Here is a 20,681-nt window from a genome sequence, read left to right as displayed (position 1 = left end):
AGGAATTTGGTTAGCTCAAGCTGCTGTGTGGAATAGCCAAAGGAGATAATTCTACCAAGGCCTACAGGTTTTTGACACTGGCAGTATGAGTGTTAATCAGTATAGATGGATTAACATCTGGATGGCTATTTTAGGTCACTTCTTCACCCGATTTCCAGTTTTTTTTGACTCATCTCTCACTCAGTTGAAATTGCTGCTGGCAAAAATTCCTGACGGTGCTGGCAACACGCGCATTTTTGTTTTGCTTTTTAGCCCCCTTCTCGGTATAAAACGCGGCGCGCGGCTCATATAAAATAAGCGCTCGATGAACTCATCGTGTCGCCACTTCCAGCCGGGTAAAGCAGTGAACTTTTAGCTTTGGCTTGGGGTCCGTTTCAGCAGAGGCGGCCGTGGAGGTGATACGAGATAATGAACCATCGTTTTCCGCTAATTCAGCGCAGCCGTTCTGGCGCGCATTTGATTCCCGCAACCCGCATTTCTAGTCTGCAAACCTGCCGATGTTATACCCATCTCGGCGCTTCTCAGGATTCCAGGGCCGGTCACGCTTTGTGAAAACTGAACAAGGGCGCTCTTGTTAATACAAGAGTTTTCTCGTGGTTTCGCCGAACCTTGTCATACAGAGTTCGGATACGTGTTTTACAATGATATGAATAAGAAACCGGTCGCACGGTCTGGATTTCAGCATACTCTGCTGGGAAACGGAGCCGTTTATGGGTTGTTATCGCCGTATAACGCTGCGATAGTAGTCAACTGTTTTACACTTAATACAAAGAGTTGAGGTTCGCTATGTCTGACGACATGTCTTCTTTTTCGCCTTCGTCAGCGGGCGAACAGGGTGTACTACGTTCTATGCAGGAGGTTGCGATGAGCTCCGAGGAAGCCAGCAAGATGCTGCGCACTTACAATATTGCCTGGTGGGGCAATAACTACTACGACGTCAACGAACTGGGCCACATCAGCGTCTGCCCGGATCCCGACGTCCCTGAAGCGCGCGTGGATCTCGCCAAACTGGTGAAAGCCCGTGAGGCTCAGGGCCAGCGTTTGCCTGCACTGTTCTGCTTCCCGCAGATCCTGCAACATCGCCTGCGTTCGATTAACGCCGCGTTCAAACGCGCGCGTGAATCCTACGGCTATAAAGGCGACTACTTCCTGGTTTACCCGATCAAGGTAAACCAGCACCGCCGCGTGATTGAATCGCTGATCCACTCCGGCGAGCCGCTGGGGCTGGAGGCAGGTTCAAAAGCCGAACTGATGGCCGTGCTGGCGCATGCGGGGATGACCCGTTCAGTGATCGTCTGTAACGGCTATAAAGACCGTGAATACATTCGTCTGGCGCTGATAGGCGAGAAGATGGGCCACAAGGTCTATCTGGTTATCGAGAAGATGACTGAAATCGCCATCGTGCTGGAAGAGGCCGAGCGTCTGAACGTGGTGCCGCGCCTTGGCGTGCGTGCGCGTCTGGCGTCGCAGGGTTCCGGTAAATGGCAGTCTTCCGGCGGTGAAAAATCCAAGTTCGGCCTCGCGGCGAACCAGGTGCTGCAGTTGGTGGAGATCCTGCGCGAGCGCGGTCGTCTGGACAGCATTCAGCTGCTGCACTTCCACCTCGGCTCGCAGATGGCCAATATCCGCGACATCGCCACCGGCGTGCGTGAATCAGCGCGTTTCTACGTTGAGCTGCACAAGCTTGGCGTGAATATTCAGTGCTTCGACGTGGGCGGTGGCCTGGGCGTGGACTACGAAGGAACCCGCTCGCAGTCCGACTGCTCGGTGAACTACGGCCTGAACGAATACGCCAACAACATCATCTGGGCGATTGGCGATGCCTGTGAAGAGCACGGCCTGCCGCACCCGACGGTGATTACCGAATCCGGTCGCGCGGTGACCGCGCACCATACGGTGCTGGTCTCTAACATTATCGGCGTTGAGCGCAGCGAAACCACCGAAGCGACGCCGCCGGCAGACGATGCCCCGCGTTCCCTGCAAAGCATGTGGGAAACCTGGCAGGAAATGCACGAGCCGGGCACGCGTCGCTCCCTACGCGAATGGCTGCATGACAGCCAGATGGATCTGCACGATATCCACGTCGGCTACTCGTCAGGCACCTTCAGCCTGCAGGAGCGCGCGTGGGCAGAGCAGCTCTATCTGAATATGTGCCATGAAGTGCAGAAGCAGCTCGACCCGAGCAACCGCGCCCACCGTCCGATAATCGACGAGCTGCAGGAGCGTATGGCGGATAAGATTTACGTCAACTTCTCGCTGTTCCAGTCGATGCCGGATGCCTGGGGTATCGATCAGCTGTTCCCGGTTCTGCCGCTGGAAGGATTGAATCACGCCCCGGAACGTCGCGCGGTGCTGCTGGACATCACCTGCGATTCTGACGGCGCCATCGACCACTACGTGGACGGCGACGGTATCGCCACGACGATGCCAATGCCGGAATACGACCCGGAGAACCCGCCAATGCTGGGCTTCTTTATGGTCGGCGCGTATCAGGAGATCCTCGGCAACATGCACAACCTGTTCGGCGATACCGAGGCGGTTGACGTGTTTGTCTTCCCTGACGGCAGCGTGGAAGTTGAGCTGTCTGACGAAGGGGATACCGTGGCGGACATGCTGGAATACGTTCAGCTGGATCCGAAAACCCTGCTCACGCAGTTCCGCGACCAGGTGAAAAACACCGGGCTGGACGATGCGCTGCAGCAGCAGTTCCTGGAAGAGTTTGAAGCGGGTCTGTACGGATATACGTATCTGGAAGACGAATAACGTTCGAAAGGGGCGTTAAAAAAGGGTCTGACGAAAGTCAGACCCTTTTGTTTTAGCTGTACTGCTCGTCGGTGAAGGTAATGGTTACCGGAGCATAGATATCAATCGGTCGATCGATTTGCAACGCCTTCCACTGTGGACGCGCGTTCATCGCACCTTTGCTCATGTCGCCATTCCACTTCTTGTGTTCCGGCGTTTTCGGCATGTCCATCCCGGTCTGACCGGTGGACGACCCCGGAGAAAGCTTAACGTCATTCCCTTTGGTGTTGCTGGATGGCGCAACGCCGTTGGTCATGTCGCCATTCCACTGCTTGTGTTCCGGCGTTTTCGGCATATCCATCCCGGTCTGACCGGTGGACGAACCCGGCGAGAGCTTGACGTCATCGCCTTTGGTGTTGCTGGATGGCGCAACGCCGTTGGTCATGTCGCCATTCCACTTCCTGTGGTCCGGTGTTTTCGGCATATCTTTACCGGTTTTACCCGTTGCAGAGCCAGGAGAGAGCACCGGATAGTTAGTTTCCGGTACGGCCCATTTCTTCACTGGCGTAACCGTTGTGGCTTCTGGTTTCGCTTTTGGCGTAACCGTTGTGGCTTCTGGTTTCGCTTTTGGCGTCAGCGGCTGGGACGTTGACGGCGCAACGTTTGGCACGGCTTCACTGCGTGCGGTTTCAGACGCGACGGCCTCCTTATGGACCACCGAAGAGGCGGACGTGGAGGTCGTTGTCGCCGTCGTTTTCTCAATCGTCATATGCTGAGAATCAGACGTTGTACGCGTCGTGGTTGTCGTCTGCTGCTGCGTTGAGCCTGGCTTAGTCGGCGTACACTTCTGAGGGCAGCCGCCATCGTCCGTATGGCCGTCATCCGGCTTCACTGGAGTATCGCTGTCTGCGTCAGCGCCGCTTTTCTTCTTACGAATCCCCGGATCGGCAAGCGTGTAGGAAATGTTATTTCCTGCTTCTTTCTCATCACGCGTGACAACCGACATTTCATCTTTATGGGTATTGAGATCGCCATTCACTGCCGCACTGGTGGTGTCACCCACGGCGATAGTGGATTTCTGCGTTTCGTTGTAGTGAATTTCATCCACGGTGTCGACGTAGATGTTACCGGAAGGCACTACGCCATTGCTCAGGCCAATGCCGCCACCGCCGTACAGACCATCCTGCTCAACGTGGTCTTCCAGCGTTTTCGCATTGATATCACCCGCAACGTTCACCGATCCGGTGCCATCCTGAGATACCAGATTAGCCCCGGTCATATTGAGGTCGCCTCCGGTTTTCACATTCAGCTCGCCGCTGGTATTGATACCGGATTGCTTCGCTGTTTTAGACGAATCGTAACTTTCAGAGCCGCCGCCCCCGTTGACGGACGCGTTCGGGATGATGCCCGCTGCCGAGACGGAGATGCCCACAGAAGCGCCCCAGTTACCGCGGCTGCTTTCGGTGTGCTCGGTATTCTGCACGGAGGTGATATTCATATCGCCTGCAACGTTAACATCCGCTTTTTCTGCATCGATGTTAGCGCCCTTCATGTTCATATCACCGCCAGCGTTCACTGTCACCGTGTTGCCGTTGATAGTACTGTTCTTATACGACGTAGAGTTACCCGAGCCGTGTTCCGTACTGCCGTTGTAATCGACTGAAATACCGCCGCTTGCGCCAGTTATATCCACTCCCACGCCTGCGGTAAGACCGCCTTTGTGTTTTTCGGTTTCATTGGTGTAAGAGGTTGTTGATTTCGCTGCGTTAATGTCCACATTACCACCCGCATTGATCTCCGTATTCTGCGAGTTCACGTTCACGCCGTTGAGCGTGGTATCGTTGGTCGAATTAATGCTGACGTTTTTAGCATTAATATTGGTGGTATTCTCCGCCGTTGCGGTGCGCGTTTCTTTCGTTTTTGTCGTGTTCCCGCCGAAAGTGACGGAGCCGCCAGCAAGATCGTTTAGCATGATGTTGGACACATCGCCCAGCACTTCCGCCGTCGTGGTTCCGCTGTTAATCGACTGGCCTTGCTGCGATTTATCAATGAGATTCCCGGTTTTGTCGATCGCATCAACTACCGCACTGTGGGCCTCACCTGAAACACCGACAAAGCGGTCTTTATGTGTGACGGTGGTTTTGGTTTCATCCTCGTATTTGGTGCTTGCGACATCCTTCGCGTTAATGCTGAGCTTATCTCCGGCGGAGAGGTCAGCGCCGCCAATATCCGCCGTTTTTCCTGCATTTACGGAACCGGAATCGGTAAAATTAATGGACGCGTTGGTGTTCTGCTTGCTCTGGGTCGACACGGTATCGGTTGTGTCTTCCATACCCACCCTGAAACCGGCAGTATCGGTGATCGGTGCGCGGCCCGGTTTGGCACCAATCGCGGAGGTTTCAGAATTACCGCCTGCGCTGGTGTAGTCGCCAGAGGTGGTATTTTTTGTGGTGCCGTCGTTTTTGCCGTAGGAAGCCGAGGCGGATTTACCGGCGCCGCTGATGCCGGCCTCAGCAACAAACTGGCGAGACTGTGTGGTGTGTTCCTCAGCGGACACGTTTTCAGACGTCTTTATCTCAACGTTTTCTGCCGCGTTGATGGAGCCGCTTTTCGCGTCAATGCTGCCGCCTTCGATGACCACATTCTTGCTGGCATCAATCTGCACATTGCCGCCAGCCTTGACGGTTGCGCCGATAGCTTCGCCGGTCACCGTTTTGGTGTCGGTGGTGGTATAGCTGGACAGACCGTTGATCTCGGTATTGATGGTACGGTTAGAATCAATCTGATGCAGGTCGTTGAAAGTGACGTCACCTTCGCTCGCCTTCATATTCACGTCCTGGCCTGCCGTAATATCAGCCGCGTTGGAAGTGATGGTTTTCGCCTGCATGTTGATACTGCCGCCTGCGGTGACGCCATCATCGTGCGCATGAATCTTCTGCTTGCCGTCTTCGCCGTGTCCGACAGATGCGGTCAGGGTGATGTCGCCCTTTTCAGCCTTCATGTCAATGTCGCCACCGGCGTTCACTGCCGCGCCGTTTGAGGCAATGCTGCCATTTTCCGACGTCATTGAGACGTTACCGCCTGCCGAGATGCCAGCATCTGTCGCATTGCTGATGTTGTTAATATCCTCTTTGGATTTCAGCGTGACGTCACCCTTAGAGGAGAGGGTACCGTTCACGTTGTTAATAGCGGTGGCATCAACTGAAAGGCTATTCCCGGCTGCAATGGACGCTGTGCCTTTACTGATATCACCGTTAGCCAGCTGGCTAAGGGTTTCAGGGCAAAGGTAGACCACCGGCACCAGCACTTCCGTCCCTTTGATGTTCTGGCTCACGAACCAGACGATATCCTGGGTTAGCCCATTGCGCTGCTCTTCGCTCAGAGGCTGCCCCACCACCAGATTTAGATCGCTGTTTTTCGCCGCAATACCGGCGTTATCCATCAGGTTTTGTACCAGCGCATCGCCTTCAAGACCGTCTCGTATCGCAAACATGCTGCCTACGGAGCGGCTGATCTCTCGACGAATCAGTTCGGAGATAAAGTAGTTATCGCCAATGACGTTAACGGTTTCGGTGGTAGTGTAATCCACCTTGTCGAAATAGTAGTCAGAGCCGCTGTACTTGCTCTGATCGATCATTTCCGGGCGCGTTTCGAAAATCGGAATGATGTGGTTGGCCGGGCCGCTGTATTCGGTACCGTTTTTCGCCGCCTCAGAGGCTTTTTTGAATTCGTCAGTGACTTCAAACATGCCCGGCAGAGAGACCAAATCCTTGATGGTCGGCAGTGGGCTGATCCCCATGGCCAGTTCATTCAGCTTTTTGGTATTGATGGCAACATCATAGCCCGCGACGGCGGTGTCGATGGTGTAGTCACCCACGTCGATATTCTCAATTTTGGCGTTTTCTTTGATTGTGCCAGCGTTAGCCAGGCCGTTATCCAGCGTGCCGCCATTGTGCGTAAAGTTACGACCCGCCGTGATTTCACCTTTTTCTGAAGGCACGAAGTAGATCATATTCGTCTTCAGAGGGGTAATGCTGGTGTCATTGCTTACCAGGTTATGCCATGCCGTGTTCAGGGTCGCGTAATCTTGCGAATTCCACGTTTCACCAAACACTTTGCTCATGACGTAGTTGAGCTGGGTTGAGTCATTCGCGGCGTCGAGAAGCGATTTATAGCTACGCTCTCTGTTTGGATCCTGGGTACCGCTTTTGGTTGCAGGTGCGCCGTCACCAAAGATGAAATCAAGGTATTGATAGAGCGAGTTGAAGGTCAGCGTCGTGTAGTGCTCTGCTGCCACCTTCCAGTAGTCGGTCAGTACTATCGGTTGCTCAAGGATGAGATTCAGATAGTCATACATGGATTCGGAGGTATAGGTTGGCGAGTTCAGCAGATTACCCGTGATGGTGATATCACGTCCCGCCTGGATCAGGCCGCCGTTATTTTTAACCTCTTTTTCGTCGAAAATGCCGCGCTGGTTAATATTAATATCTTTCCCGGCGCTGATTTCGCCGAGCTTACTCATAGCGATATCTGACGCCAGAACCGGGATGTGCAGAACCGTGGTAATCCTGACCTGCGTCATCACATTATCAATACCGGCCCATTGACCCACGGCATCCTGCGTTTGGGTTTGCGAAATGGTGCCACCCGTATAGGTGCTCTGGTTTTCCAGAGAGGCCGCATCAATATTGATGTTCTGTTCGGAGCGAATGATCCCGGCGGAGTTGATAATCGTTTTCGCGATGAGCGACATGTCACCCATGCTCAGCACGTTACCGTTATAGTCATTAACAAAGGCACCGTCGTGGGCATTCATATCCATCTTCCCTAACGACCAGAGCAGGCTGTTGCTGTTGTTCATTACCTCATTAGCGATGATGCGTAAATCACCCCCCGTGACCACAGACTTGCTGTTGATCACCTTACCGTCTGCCTGGAGCGTCAGGTTGCCGATGGCTTCCATCATGGTGTTGTTGAACAGCGTACCTTCCGTGCTGAGCGTCATATCATGACCTGCACGAATACTGCGGTTATTGTCATTCAGCGCGATGGAGTCTTTTACCTTGAGCAATAAATCGTGACCCGCTTCGAGGATGCCATTGATGTTATTGAATGAACCGGTATGGATGTTGAGGTCGTTTCTGGCAGAGGTCGTGCCGGAATCATGATTATTCAGCTGCGAGGCATTAATCGTGATGTTATTCCCGGCGATCAGGGCATTTTTTTCGTTGCTAATCGTCCCGCCCGCTACGTTAAGGTTCGTATTGTTGGCACCCGATAGTACCGCTGCATTGGCGTTGATCAGATTATTAGCGACATTAACTGACAGATCGCTTTGCGTCGACACAATCACCGCCTGTTCGGTGTTAAGCATGTTTTGCGCATTGATCGTAATGTCGCCGCCCGCCACGAGAGTGGACACCGACTGCTGCCCGTCCTCTGCGGTGAGGCTGCCAATGTTGCTCAACGTGTTGGCGACAATCTCCAGCGGGCCGTTTACAGCCTGAATGACACCGGCCGTGCGGTTGGTCAGAACGCCGATGGCGTTCAGCACCGTCTGCATATTGGCGGAGATGACCGCGCCGTCGCTGTTGATGAGCGACTCAACGTCTTCAATCGTCAGGTTACGCAGTGCAGCTAAAACATGCCCTTCACCTGTGTTGGCCAGGTTTTTGACGTTGCGAATAATCAGGTTCAGACCTGCCTGAACCACACCGTCGTTTTTCAGCTCCTCAACGGCATCGATCGCGATATTGCCATTGCCGATGATCACCGAGCGGTTGTTTAACGTCTTCACGCCGCTGATATTCAGATTGCCCTCAGAGGCAATCACTGCATCACTGCTGTTATTAAGCGTCGTGGTCGTCGCGATCGAGAGCGCATTATCCGATTTAATCATCGATGCGCCGCTGTTATTAAGGGTACCTACGTTTCTCAGCGTGGTATTTCCAGCACCGAATAGCGTTGCACCTTCAGTGTTATTGAGGGTGTTCACATCGGACAGTGACAGCGTGCCGTCAGAAATCACAAAACTGCCGGTGTTATTCAGCGTGTTGAGATGGGTAAGTTGCAGCGTCTTGCTGGCATACAGCGTGGCGGCGTTAAGGTTATCGACGGTGCTGACGCGATCGAGCGTCAGGCTACCGGCCTGAATGGTTGAGGCGTCGTTAAGCAACGATGTCGCTGTAACGGAGAGGTTTTCTCTTGCCGCGATCAGCGCGTCATGGGTGTTAGAGAGGGTGGAAATTCCGCTGGCATTGATATTATCGCCCTGGATCAGCCCATCGTCATTGTGTACTGCCAGCGCGCCGTCACCCTTTATGGTGAGGTTCTTCCCGGCAATAATGCTGCCTTTTTGACTATTCTGTAGCTCTTTTTTGACATCAAGCTGCATGTCAGTGGTCGCACTCAGCGTGCCGGCCTGGTTTTTCAGATTCGCGGTTGCGATGGTCAGTTTCTCGCTGGCACTGATGGTGCCGCTGTTACTGACGTTTGCACTGGCTTTACGGGTCTGGGTGGAGACATTACGTCCTGCAATACGTCCGGTATTGCTGAGCGTGTCGCCGCCGGATGCCAGCGTCACGTCATGCTTGTTGCTGGCAATGGTGCCGTCGTTGACGATGTTGCCGTCGGCATCAATGAAGATCAGCGCATCGTTACCGCTCAGGGTGCCGCTGTTTGAAACCTCACCGTTGACCTTAATGCGCATCTCACCGCTATTAGCGCCAATATGACCACTGTTGTTCAGGGCGCTGGCGGTCATAACCAGGTTTTTATCCGCGTAGAGGCGGCCTGCGTTGTCGAGATGGCCGACAGACAGCGTCTGGGCGTTGCTGGCATACAGGATGCCATTGTTCTTCATCGAACCTGATGCAATCCAGATATCCCCTGTGGCGCTGACGGAACCCTTGTTTTCAAACGCACCGGTCAGGTTGAACTGCAGCGTCCCTTTCTTCGCGAGAATAACGCCTTCATTGTTAGTCATGCTGCCCGCGGTAACGTTGACATTACCACTGTTGCTGACGATCTCCGCATCGGAGACGAGGGTGCTGAAGGGCACCTGCTGGCCATTCTGGATGACGACAAAATCGCCATTTTTTAACGTCACGACGCCACCGGAAATGACAGCGCCGTTAGCATCCAGCGCTTTTAGTTTTCCGGAAAGGGTGTACTGCCCGGCAACATTAATCTGAATGGCGGGTACCGCTGTTGTGGCACTGTTTTGCGCAATGATAGCAGCCGTATTTTGCAGCAGGGTTGAGGCATCAATTCGGATCGTGCCGTTACGGGAGATAACGTCGTTATTCACCGTCATGCCAGAGAGCGCATGCAGGATAATATTATTTTGCGCTTCTGTACTTCCGGTGCCGCTGCTGTTTTTGTTCAGGGCAATATTGTTGCCGCTGACAGTGACATTTTTATCGCTGCGTAAACCTGTCAGCGTCACGTCGCCGTTCGCACTGATCTCAATGTCACCCGTGGCAATAATACTGCCCTCATGACGGACGCCTGCGCCGGATTCGGTGCTGATAAGTTGAATTTTACCACCGTACATTGACCCCATCGCCCGACCGTCAATCGCGACATCCGGCGTATGGCCGTCACCCGTGGCGCGAGTCGTGTGCTGGCGGCTGGAGAGATCGTAATCGTTCTGCCCGGCAACTACCTTAACGTCCGCCTGACCGGCAATTTCACCTTCCAGTTTTGCACTTCGGCTGACAATGTCGAAGTAGCTTAGCCCTTCGGTAGAAATGCCTTGCCCTGTGAGAGACACGGTGCCTTTTTCAACAGCTAGTTTATAGTTGCCGTCCTCTTTCATCTGCACCTTACCGGTACTCAGCGTCAGGCTGTTGGCATTAATGGTGGTGGCGCCGTTAACGCTAATACCGTTTTGGTTAGCAACGATCACGTCCGCTTTTCTGCCGAAGACTTCCATCGTCCCGTTAATATAGGACGCCTGGGCTCCCGTCACTTCACTGATAATTGCTTTTGCTTCATGCTCAAGCTGGGCGTTTTTAACCGTGTAACCCCCGATCTTAGACACACCATCCTGCATGCTGTTGTTAAAAATAAGGCCATTTTTATCAACGTTAAACTGGTCGAATTTATTATGCGAGACGCCTTTCGCATTCGGATCGGTGATATTCACGACTGGCGTGCCGTTAGCCGCCTGACCCATTGTTGGCCCTTTACTCTGGCTGGCATCCGGCACCGTTGCGGCTTCGGCATTAGCTGCGAGAATACCCGCTATTGAAATAAAAAGTGGGCAAAGGTGTTTATGCAAATTCCCTGCGGTTAGCTTCGTTTTTGAGGTTTTATTATTGCTCATAAAAATTCCTTAAATTAGAACGTTACTTCCATCTTGTAATAAACGACCGTGTTATCGACGGTATTCTCTTCCAGTGAATCTGGTTTTTTTATAGGCCAGCCCGCGAGGACATACGTTGAAAAATGGCTACCGGTAGCTTTAATCCCGACAGAGCCACCCATCATGAATTGGCTATCACATACGTTGACGCCTTTAGGGCAATTATCTTTGGCAAAGCCCAGGTCATAACCTACATAGGGAATAAGCTGATAGATACCGCCGACGCCAACATCGAATGGAAACTGCAGGGTATTGGCGATCCAGCCGCCGCTATCAACCAGCAGGCTATCGTCCTTGAAGCCGCGTACGGTGAATTCATCGCCCAGCGTTAATTTTGCATCGCTAACCAGTACGTTCGGGGTGTACTGGAACCCTGCGTTGAGTTCATACACGCCACCTAAACGGCCAGACTGAAAAAGCGGACGCGTCCAGCTGGCAATGCCGTTGTACTTGACGTAATCAAGGTCAAACCCTTTAAGGTCGGCATCGTTTTTCCAGGCGGAACCAAACCAGGGAACCGCTGCCGTCACGCCCACATCGCCATAGAACCAGCCGTTCATCAGAGCGCCGACCCAGGTAGCGCCCGACGAAATCGAGGTATAGGTTTTAGAGCTGACGTCTATACGCTGGTTTTCAATGCTGTTGTTGCTATTACGTCTTTCAACTTTTGCCCACCAGCTGGTTTTACCCGTGGCGTTACGGCCGAGCATGCGGCTGACACGCAGAGAAGCACGGTCAGAATCTCCGTCAGAAGCGTAGCTGGCGTTATTGCCGGCAAGCGTTTTGTCGTAGCTGGATTTGTAATAAAGCGCGTCAAACGACCAATAACCCAGTGGGATGCTGTAACTCGTTGACCACGAATCCTGATTATCCTGGTTATTCTTCAGGTTATTCCATGAATAATAAACGTTGAAAATATCATTGATGCCGGCAATGTTTTTAGCGGTTACGCTGCCATAATACTGCTGCCAGCCGTCAGCCTTAAAGCCAGAGTTGTTAAGACCCGCGGTGACCGAAAGAGGGAATGCAGGCACGTGCAGCAGATTAAGATCGGAATAGCTGTTTATAACAGACGGTTGAATTTCAATATTGTCGTTAGGGTAAACGCGCAGCAGGTTTTCGACCATTTGATCGACATCCTGCATGTTCAGAATCTTGTCTTTCGCAAAAGGATAGGCAGTGAACATGCGCGTGCGTTCACGTAAGGACGGCGCTTGCCCGTTAACCTTAAGATCGTGTATTTTTCCCCACATCACCCGCAGAGAGAGTGTGCCCGTTTTGATATTACCGGGCTCAACACCAATCAGCGTCGTGGCATAACCACGAGAAATATAAAAATCGGTCAGTTCTTTGGCCAGTTCAAATATTTCTGTTCGACCGAGCATTTTGCCCTCATAGCGATCGATAATCGCCTGACGCTGCGGTGAGTTGTCAAACTGCGTATCATCAAGGATGACAATATGATTGACCTGAAATTTCCAGTTCGAGTCGCTGCTGGCCAGGGTTTCATCTCCGGCTTCGCGCATTTTTTTTTGTTGCTGGATTAACTGCTCGGTCCGCTTGGCTTCTTCTATTAATGCCTGGCTGGTTTGTCTTTCGAGACGATCCAGTTCCTGTTTATTTTGCTGACCAGGGAGTGCCGCCGTAGCATGAGCCACAGGAATGAACGGCACTAATAAAAGTGCATATTTTGAAAAACGCTGAAGCACGAATCTCTCCTTGATAATTATCTTAAAGCCATGGTGTATTGAATTGCGCCGACCACCCTGCCAGCACTTAATGAGTTTTCGCGATTAACCTCGGCAGGAACGAATATCTGGGCCTGATAGTTTTTAGTTAAGCGGGATGAAACCTGGAAAGGGTATTCTTTTCCAAGAACAAGGGCCGATGAGACATAAGGGCTGGATTTTTCGTAAACCATAATCGCGAAATTTTTCGCGTAGCCTTCGCCGGTCTCGACGCCCAAAAGACCGTTCATTGATGCGAATTTGGTATTGATCAGGGAAGAGAAAGTTAAGCCAACTTGTGCCTGTTCCGGGCATGTGATGGTAATAGAAAAGTCCTTTTTATCACCTTGATAATTTAGCGTATTCTGGAATGAGGCAATACTGTAGGTTCCCAAATCGACGTTGGTCGACGAGGGATAAATGGAACATGAACGCGTATTTACTTTAATTGGCGCTGAGAAATTGATAGTAAGAATACGAAGCGCATCCTCTGGCGTGAGCAAAGGTTTGACTTTTACGTTAACCATTTCGCCGGCAGGGATCTCGGATTCTCCCTGATTAATATTACCTGTCTGCACGAACTCTACCAATACGGTGCTGTTGTCGATAGAACAGCTCGGGCTGCAGGTCACCGGAGAGCCGGAGTTACCCGGCACCCAGGTGTTCCCTGCGTTGGCTGGCCATTTCATCCGAATACCGATACCCGGAATTTCGGTTGTATAGACTTTATCTACCGAGGAAGAGAGATAATTTCGGCTGTAAGCGGTGTGCCACTGCGTTTGCGTTGATTCATCACAGATATATTTGATGTTAGGTGCAGTATACGTTTTCGACCATAAGACCGTTCCAGTGGAGCCTTTATCCGCAGGGTTTAACGTAATGTCGTCTGTAATATTTAAAACCTTTTCCACGCCTTCGAGTCTGCACGCAGAGGCTTTTGCTTCAAGGGTAAACATCCATAAAACGGATAATAAAACGAGATAAAGCAGAGTAGTAATGTATTTATTCATTTTCTGTTAAAGGCCTTTGCAGAGAATATCTATCGCATTAAAGGAGGCGGCTTTATTCATGTTGCGGGTGTTTCTGTTATCAGAAAGGTGATTGACTTCTGCTGAGCACGCTTTCATCACCTTATTACTATTCCATTTAATAACGATCGGCTTGCCAGGTTCAGGTAAGGTCAGCATTGCCAGGCCACCCTGTCCGACCATACCGAGCGTGGTATTGCTACCATCGGTAATGGATGCGCCGAAGGGGATCTTTTGCCCGGAGGCATGTGTGAAGCGCACAAAGGTCTGTTGCTTCTGCTGTGTTTCCATTTTGATATGCACGGCGGCACCGGCGGTTGGCACAATGCTCTTACGCGTATCCTCTACATCGACACTCATTGATGTACCTTTTGGATCAATGAAGACATCGTTGTATCTGTAAGGCGTCAGATAGCCGACAATCCCGTAGCCGTTATCTTTAATGACCGCATTTGAATCAGGGTAAACTCTTGCCCCTTCAGCGCCTTTGGCCTCTATCACGCCAATGGTGTCGCCTAACGTTGGGGTCAAATTGACACCGCCACGGTGCACAACCACGCCACCGTTCATGTTCAAACCGCCCATGAAGCTATGGAGGGACTGGCTGAACGCGACGCCGCCGGAAGCGCTATCGCCCACATAAGACAGGTTGGTACCGAAGTTGGTTTCTGGCCTGCTGGACTCGCTGAAGTAGCCGCTAAAGCCATACTGCGATCGCTCGCCGGCCGAGCCGCTGAGCGAGGTGCGGATGGTGGCCTCATCACTGTTGTAGCTAAAGTTTGCTCCCAGGCGAGCCTGTTTTTCATAACGATGGCCGAGCGGCATAGATACGCTCAGGTAGATCGTATCGTCGTGACCACCGTCTTCATTGTTGGTTCGGCCAAGCGAAATGCCCCAGGTCGACGAGCCAAACCGGTTGTTGTATCCCAGCGCGTAGTTGGATTTTTCCGTGCGGCCCAGTTCATCGTTCCAGATGTTGCCGATGAAACCACTGACGTAGAAACTTCCCCAACCCGCAGGCAGCATCTGGTTGATGTTTGCTTCCAGGCGTTCACGATAGCGTTCGGGTAAATATCGGTCGTTACCATGCTCCAGCGCCTGCTTCACGCTGACGGCATCCGACAGCGAGTAGTAATTTTTACTGGAGTAGCGGTAACCCACCAGGCTGAAATTTGTCCCGGTTTCGGAAAGATTTTTAGCAAGGCTGATACGCAGGGACATGTCACACAGTGAGCCGCAGTCATCGCTCCCGGTGCTGGAGTTAAAGTTCGTATAAGAGCGGGTAACGTCCAGGCCTAATGCCCCCAGCGGGGTATTGATAGCCACACCACCCAGCAGGGCGTTGTAATCGCCATCAAACGCGGTTTGAGCGCCTACGTAACCGGTCAGATTATTAAGCAAACCGTACTGAAGCGTGCCTTCCGTCATCCACGGATCATCGGCAAGAAATGTGTTGCGGATTTCACCCGAGGAGACCGAATAGCGAAAATAGCCTTCGCGCAGCAGCTGCGGAACGCTGGAGTAGGGGACGGTAAAGGAATTGATGGTGCCATCGGTCTCTTTGACGGTGACTTCCAGATCGCCGTTGTAGCCCGTTGCATAGAGATCGCTGATGGCAAACTCGCCTGGGGGAACCACTTTTTCATAGAGGGTACTGCCGGACTGCTTGATGGTGACCGTCGCGTTGCTGTTGGCAAAACCACGAACGACAGGCGCATAGCTGCGCACGGAATCCGGCAGCATGCGATCGTCGGTGGCGAGTCTGACGCCGCGAATGGCCGTTGTATCAAACATCTCCCCGCTGGTGTTGAGATCGCCCAGCACCACTTCAGATTGCCAGGCCGCAATTCCCCGGCTGGCAAATGCCTGCAGATGATCGACCCCTTCATCCTCAATATCATTGCCGAGGTTCAGGGTGTCATAGGTTACAAAACGCCACGCACCGAGCGTCATAGCGGTTTGCAGGTTACCAAAGAGATAGTTGCTGGTTTCACCTAACTCACGGTTGCGCGTGCTTGAACCACTCAGCGCGTAGGAGGCCATGAGGGTAGGTTCACCGTCATCCCATAGTTCAGGGCTGATATAACCCTCTGGTGTATTGAGCAGCATCGCCTGCGGAACGGTGACATCCAGGCGCTCATCATCCTGGTTGTAGGTGACGGTCGCGCCGGGGATAAGCGTTTCGAGGATCAGGCAGCGGCCCGTCTTCCAGTTTTCCGGCAGTTTGCTGGTGTCGACATCAAAGCGGATAATCATTTCCGGCGTCATGCAGGCATTTACGCCCTGCGTATTGTTTGCCGGAATAAATGAAATGGGCCAGGTCCCTAATTTCCGCAAGTTGCTAAATACTTCCAGTTTGTAATCACCTGGCTGGATTTTATCTACCCCGTCGAACTGGCTAAGGTCTAATCCACTGTCATAGAAATTCATAAAGCCGCGAGAAAAGTTTACCGCTTTTTTTTCTGTTTCTGCGTTAACCTGGCCTGAAATGCACAATGCCAGAATCATTATCTGGCCAAGGGTACTTTTCGCTTTTTTGAGAAGCCTGTATTTATTATGGCGTGCGGACATTTGATCTTCCGAAAGGTAGAACGTATAAAAAGTTAAAAGTTATAAGTGCGCTTAATATATGCGCCTAAATCAGTGATATAATTGTATTTAAATATGCCGCGTCCACTCACTGCGCTCACCTGCGGAAAGTGATAAACCAGCGTTCCATAAGGGACAATCATGTCACCGGGGATCTCAATGTCTTTATTGTCGGCATTCGTTAGCCACACGCTCGTCATGCTCACGTGGAAAGGCGAATTATTGGTTCCCACCACGTCGTAGCCCTTTGCCACTTTACGCAGTTCCCACTTCAGATCGTCGCCCGCCTGCATGGGATTGCCTTTCAGGCCCGCAGGGCGATAGAAAAATTTGATCATCGTGCGGAACGCCATTTTTATCTGATTCCGATCCGCCTCTTCCGGCAGTTCAGGTGGAATATCCAGTACGTTTAGCCAGAGCAGGGTTTCGCGATCTTTCGGGTATTTTCCTGCGGCTTCCTCTGTCTGGAATATACGGAAAACTTTCCCTTTCTGACCGTTAACGCGCGCAGCGGGAGGGTTGATAAAGAATGGAAGATTCTCCTTCTCCGTCCCATCGGTTTTGTCGGTGCTGGAAAGCCAGACCTGCACCAGCTCCGGGTTTTTACTGAGGTTATTCACGCGAACGGTTTGTTCACTCTCGTTTGCATTGAATGCCACACGAGTTGTTAAAATTTGTATAGTGGCGTTGGCGCAGGGGAACCACGTCAATGTCACCATTAACATTACTTTGAGAATATTACTGACCATCAGGCTCAACGTTCCTAAATGTGGCAGGGAAAGCAGTGGGATCACTCCCACTGCTCAAAGGTCTTACTGGTACTTAATGGAATAAATGACGTCAGTGGTGACTTTACCGGCCGTTGCCGCACCGCCGGTGGCAACGTACTGCGCCCAGTAGTCGAAGCGAGCGGTATTACCCGAAATGACCGCTGTTTTCGGGTTATTGTTTGCGGTATTCAGATCCAAAACAGCTTTGCTGGAATCTAACAGACCGATTTCAACTTTATCGGCACCACCCGTGGTAACGGTGTTTTTCAGGTTACCGGTCGCGGTGTTGATATTGGTGCTCTGTGCCAGTTCGAAGAAGACGCTGGCGACTTTGTTGTTGGTGCAATTTGAGCCGCTCAGTTTAATGAAGAATGGCGTGTCTCCCGCGCGCTGACCCGCAGTGGCCAGCGCGGTGGTGCTGACGCTTGGCAGATGCACGGTGAAATCAGGAGAGGTGGATTCACCCTGTGCGTCACCGCCTGTAATAATACAGGTGGCGTCACTGATCGTTCCGTCAAAGGTAATTGTGCCATCTTCTGCCGCTGCTGCAGAACCCGCTCCCGCCAGAATGGTAAAAAGACCAATTTTTAAATATTTGTTCATAGATAATTCCATTTAGACATAAATTTTAATAAAGCGGCGGGATTGTAGGGAGTAAAAAAAGAGAAAACCACAGGATGAAACTAAATAAATTCCGAATTGAGACTGTCTCATGCTGTTTATGTATGTATGAATATGGTATGAGGTGTTTTTTTCTTTGAATTACAAGGGCGAAATAGATGGTGGGATGAATTAAATATTCACTTGGAAAATATATGGATTGTAAAGATTATAATATTTTTATGGCTATGATTTTATTTGGTGAATAGGATGGGTTGTCTATATATGTTGTATTTATGAGTCGCTTGAATTTAATGGATTCTGGCGCTATTCTTAGCGCCATACAGCATTACGATATGAAACGATCCCTTCCTCGTCGGGCTTAACGACGCGGAAGGGATTTTTTTTCACCTTTAGCAACGATCGTCTATCTATGATACGAGGACAGGACATGAGCACTTTAGGTCATCAGTACGATAACTCTCTGGTATCTAACGCGTTTGGTTTTTTACGCCTTCCGATGAACTTCCAGCCGTACGACAGTGATGCGGACTGGGTGATCACCGGCGTGCCGTTCGACATGGCAACGTCAGGCCGTGCGGGTGGCCGCCATGGCCCGGCGGCGATCCGTCAGGTTTCCACTAACCTGGCCTGGGAGCACAACCGCTTCCCGTGGAACTTCGACATGCGCGAGCGTCTGAACGTGGTGGACTGCGGTGACCTGGTGTACGCCTTTGGCGACGCGCGTGAGATGAGCGAAAAGCTGCAGGCCCACGCCGAGAAGTTGCTGGCTGCCGGTAAGCGCATGCTCTCCTTCGGCGGCGACCACTTCGTGACCCTGCCGCTGCTGCGCGCCCACGCGAAGCACTTTGGTAAAATGGCGCTGGTGCACTTCGATGCCCACACCGACACCTACGCCAACGGCTGTGAGTTTGACCACGGCACCATGTTCTTCACCGCGCCGAATGAAGGTCTGATCGACCCGAACCACTCCGTGCAGATCGGTATTCGCACTGAATTCGACAAAGACAACGGCTTCACCGTGCTGGATGCGGGTCAGGTTAACGATCGCGGTGTTGATGACATCCTCGCGCAGGTGAAGCAGATCGTGGGTGATATGCCTGTGTATCTGACCTTCGACATCGACTGCCTGGATCCGGCATTTGCACCGGGTACCGGTACGCCGGTGATCGGCGGCCTGACCTCAGACCGTGCCATCAAGCTGGTGCGCGGCCTGAAGGATCTCAACATTGTCGGGATGGACGTGGTGGAAGTGGCGCCTGCGTATGACCAGTCCGAGATCACTGCGCTGGCCGCAGCGACCCTGGCTCTGGAAATGCTCTACATCCAGGCAGCCAAAAAAGGCGAATAAGCCTCTTCTGGCGTAAAAAAAACCTCTCCCTGGAGAGGTTTTTTATTGCCTTTAAAAGACGTTAAACGGGTATTCCACGTAAGCGCGGATCTCGTCCCCGCCCACGTTATAATCGCTGGCGTTGCTGGAGACGCGCAGTACGGAATAGCGCAGTTTCAGTTTCAGATCCTTCGCCGGGCCTTCCTGCACCTGGTACTGGATCTGATTAAACCACTCGTGCTCTTTGCCGTTGCTGGTTTCTGCGGTTTTGATGTTGTCCCCGCGCACGTAGGCGGTGGTCCAGCTCAGACCCGGCAGGCCAAGGCCACCAAAGTCCAGACCGTAGGATGCCTGCCAGGAACGTTCATCTTCGCCGTTAAAATCAGACCAGTAGGAGTTTGCCAGCCAGATGGTGTTACCGCCATCACCCACGCCGCCCTGGTCGCGGTAGCCGCCGTAGTTGTAGCCGGTGCTGCCGCTGCTCTGCTGGTACGCCACTTTGAACGTGTGAATATCCCAGATGTAGCTCGCCGCCAGGCTCCAGATAGCGTTGCTGCGGCCCGTGTCGAGGCTGTCCGCATAACTCTGGTCCAGACGGGAGTTATAACCGTTGAAGTCGAGCACCAGCTGCTGCCCGGTGCTGAACGGCTGTTTGAAGTTCAGGCCCAGATATTGCTTGTTCATCACCTCTTCATTGTGAGAGGCGTAAAGCGCGCCGCTGAACTGGTCGTTGAACTGGTAGCTCGCGCCGCCGAAGGAGAGGCTCTTCAGCCCGCTGTCGTGGCGGTCGTCACTTTTACGCTGCTCGTCCGTGAAATAACCGGCATTGATTTCCAGACCATCGATCTCTTTTGAGGTCAGCATGGCACCGGTATAGCTTTCAAACAGCAGGCGGGAGCTGTCGGCATTCACGATAGGCAATTCTGGTCGCTGATTCCCGTAGCTCAGTACGGTATTCGAGATGCGCATTTTGGCGGTTGCGCCAAACTTTGCCAGATCGGATTTTGCCCGGCCGTCGTCTTCCTGCTTAAAGAAGTCGATGCCGCCCGCGCCGCTCTTGCCGCGGCCGCCGTCCAGGCGCACGCCGTATTGAGCAATACCGTCCACACCAAAGCCAACCGGTCCTTCGGTATAGCCGGATGCAAACGTGGCGATGATCCCCTGACCCCATTCGGCTTTATCCTGCTGGCCCTGATGATAATCACGGCTGATATACGCATTGCGTAAAAACAGGTCCAGATGGCTGTCGTCAATAAAACCCTGGCTGTCGGATTGCTGGCTTGCAGCGGCAGGTAATGCGGCAAATAAACTTAAAGCAATTAATGATAATTCTTTTTTCACGGAGGGAACGTCTCTGTCTGGATATATTAATTGAATAACTGCAGGGGGGATAATTACCGGAAAAAGTGACCTTTGCAATAATTATGTGACCAGGTGTTTCGATGTGACAGGGCAGATTTGGCGGGGCTTTCAGGAGTGTTATCGATACGTGCTGTTAAGTTAACA

Annotated in this window: 11 protein-coding genes; 4 read left to right on the top strand and 7 right to left on the bottom strand. The window is 52.2% G+C overall.

Translation table 11 applies throughout. The features are described 5' to 3' along the window. The first annotated feature begins 121 nt into the window (after window positions 1-121). From ACHH0Z_RS10305 to speA, 3 genes are all read left to right on the top strand, one after another. Window positions 122-292 carry a hypothetical protein gene (locus ACHH0Z_RS10305; protein WP_045335271.1) on the top strand — a complete coding sequence of 57 codons (171 nt, stop codon included), beginning with the start codon at window positions 122-124 and terminating at the stop codon, window positions 290-292. A gap of 354 nt (window positions 293-646) precedes the next feature. Then, window positions 647-778: an acid stress response protein YqgB gene (gene yqgB / locus ACHH0Z_RS10300; RefSeq protein ID WP_127312443.1), complete on the top strand. Its 132-nt coding sequence runs from the start codon at window positions 647-649 to the stop codon at window positions 776-778. An 8-nt stretch (window positions 779-786) separates the two neighbouring features. Continuing rightward, a complete protein-coding gene (speA, locus tag ACHH0Z_RS10295) occupies window positions 787-2,763 on the top strand; it encodes a biosynthetic arginine decarboxylase (RefSeq protein WP_023294521.1) in 1,977 nt (658 codons plus the stop codon). A gap of 52 nt (window positions 2,764-2,815) precedes the next feature. Here the strand turns inward: speA and ACHH0Z_RS10290 are convergent, their stop codons facing one another. The 6 genes from ACHH0Z_RS10290 to ACHH0Z_RS10265 are packed head-to-tail and all read right to left on the bottom strand — an operon-like array spanning window position 2,816 to window position 17,827. Next, window positions 2,816-11,071, bottom strand: coding sequence for a hemagglutinin repeat-containing protein (locus ACHH0Z_RS10290; protein WP_045407150.1), 8,256 nt, complete (start codon window positions 11,069-11,071; stop codon window positions 2,816-2,818). Window positions 11,072-11,085: 14 nt separating this feature from the next. Further along, on the bottom strand, window positions 11,086-12,819 hold the full coding sequence (locus ACHH0Z_RS10285) for a ShlB/FhaC/HecB family hemolysin secretion/activation protein (protein WP_045407149.1): 1,734 nt from the start codon (window positions 12,817-12,819) through the stop codon (window positions 11,086-11,088). A 17-nt stretch (window positions 12,820-12,836) separates the two neighbouring features. Beyond that, window positions 12,837-13,847, bottom strand: a complete 1,011-nt coding sequence (locus tag ACHH0Z_RS10280) for a fimbrial protein (RefSeq protein ID WP_023294518.1) — start codon at window positions 13,845-13,847, stop codon at window positions 12,837-12,839. Window positions 13,848-13,853: 6 nt separating this feature from the next. Further along, a complete protein-coding gene (locus tag ACHH0Z_RS10275) occupies window positions 13,854-16,436 on the bottom strand; it encodes a fimbria/pilus outer membrane usher protein (RefSeq protein WP_052672908.1) in 2,583 nt (860 codons plus the stop codon). Between the two features lie 32 nt (window positions 16,437-16,468). Further along, the gene (locus ACHH0Z_RS10270) at window positions 16,469-17,248 is read right to left on the bottom strand and encodes a molecular chaperone (RefSeq protein ID WP_223861877.1); all 780 of its coding nucleotides are present in this window, start codon (window positions 17,246-17,248) and stop codon (window positions 16,469-16,471) included. Window positions 17,249-17,266: 18 nt separating this feature from the next. Continuing rightward, a complete protein-coding gene (locus ACHH0Z_RS10265; protein WP_008499738.1) occupies window positions 17,267-17,827 on the bottom strand; it encodes a fimbrial protein in 561 nt (186 codons plus the stop codon). A 448-nt stretch (window positions 17,828-18,275) separates the two neighbouring features. Here ACHH0Z_RS10265 and speB point away from each other — a divergent pair, with 448 nt between their 5' ends. Beyond that, window positions 18,276-19,196 (top strand): agmatinase, encoded by a 921-nt coding sequence (gene speB, locus ACHH0Z_RS10260; RefSeq protein WP_008499737.1) that lies wholly within the window; start codon window positions 18,276-18,278, stop codon window positions 19,194-19,196. Window positions 19,197-19,247: 51 nt separating this feature from the next. Here speB and ACHH0Z_RS10255 read toward each other — a convergent pair whose 3' ends face one another. Beyond that, window positions 19,248-20,516, bottom strand: a complete 1,269-nt coding sequence (locus tag ACHH0Z_RS10255; protein ID WP_045407148.1) for an OprD family outer membrane porin — start codon at window positions 20,514-20,516, stop codon at window positions 19,248-19,250. Window positions 20,517-20,681: the final 165 nt, after the last annotated feature.

Source organism: Enterobacter cloacae complex sp. 2024EL-00227 (genome assembly GCF_043945315.1).
GTDB classification, from domain to species: Bacteria; Pseudomonadota; Gammaproteobacteria; order Enterobacterales; family Enterobacteriaceae; genus Enterobacter; species Enterobacter roggenkampii.
This window is presented reverse-complemented; position numbering and strand designations above follow the sequence as displayed.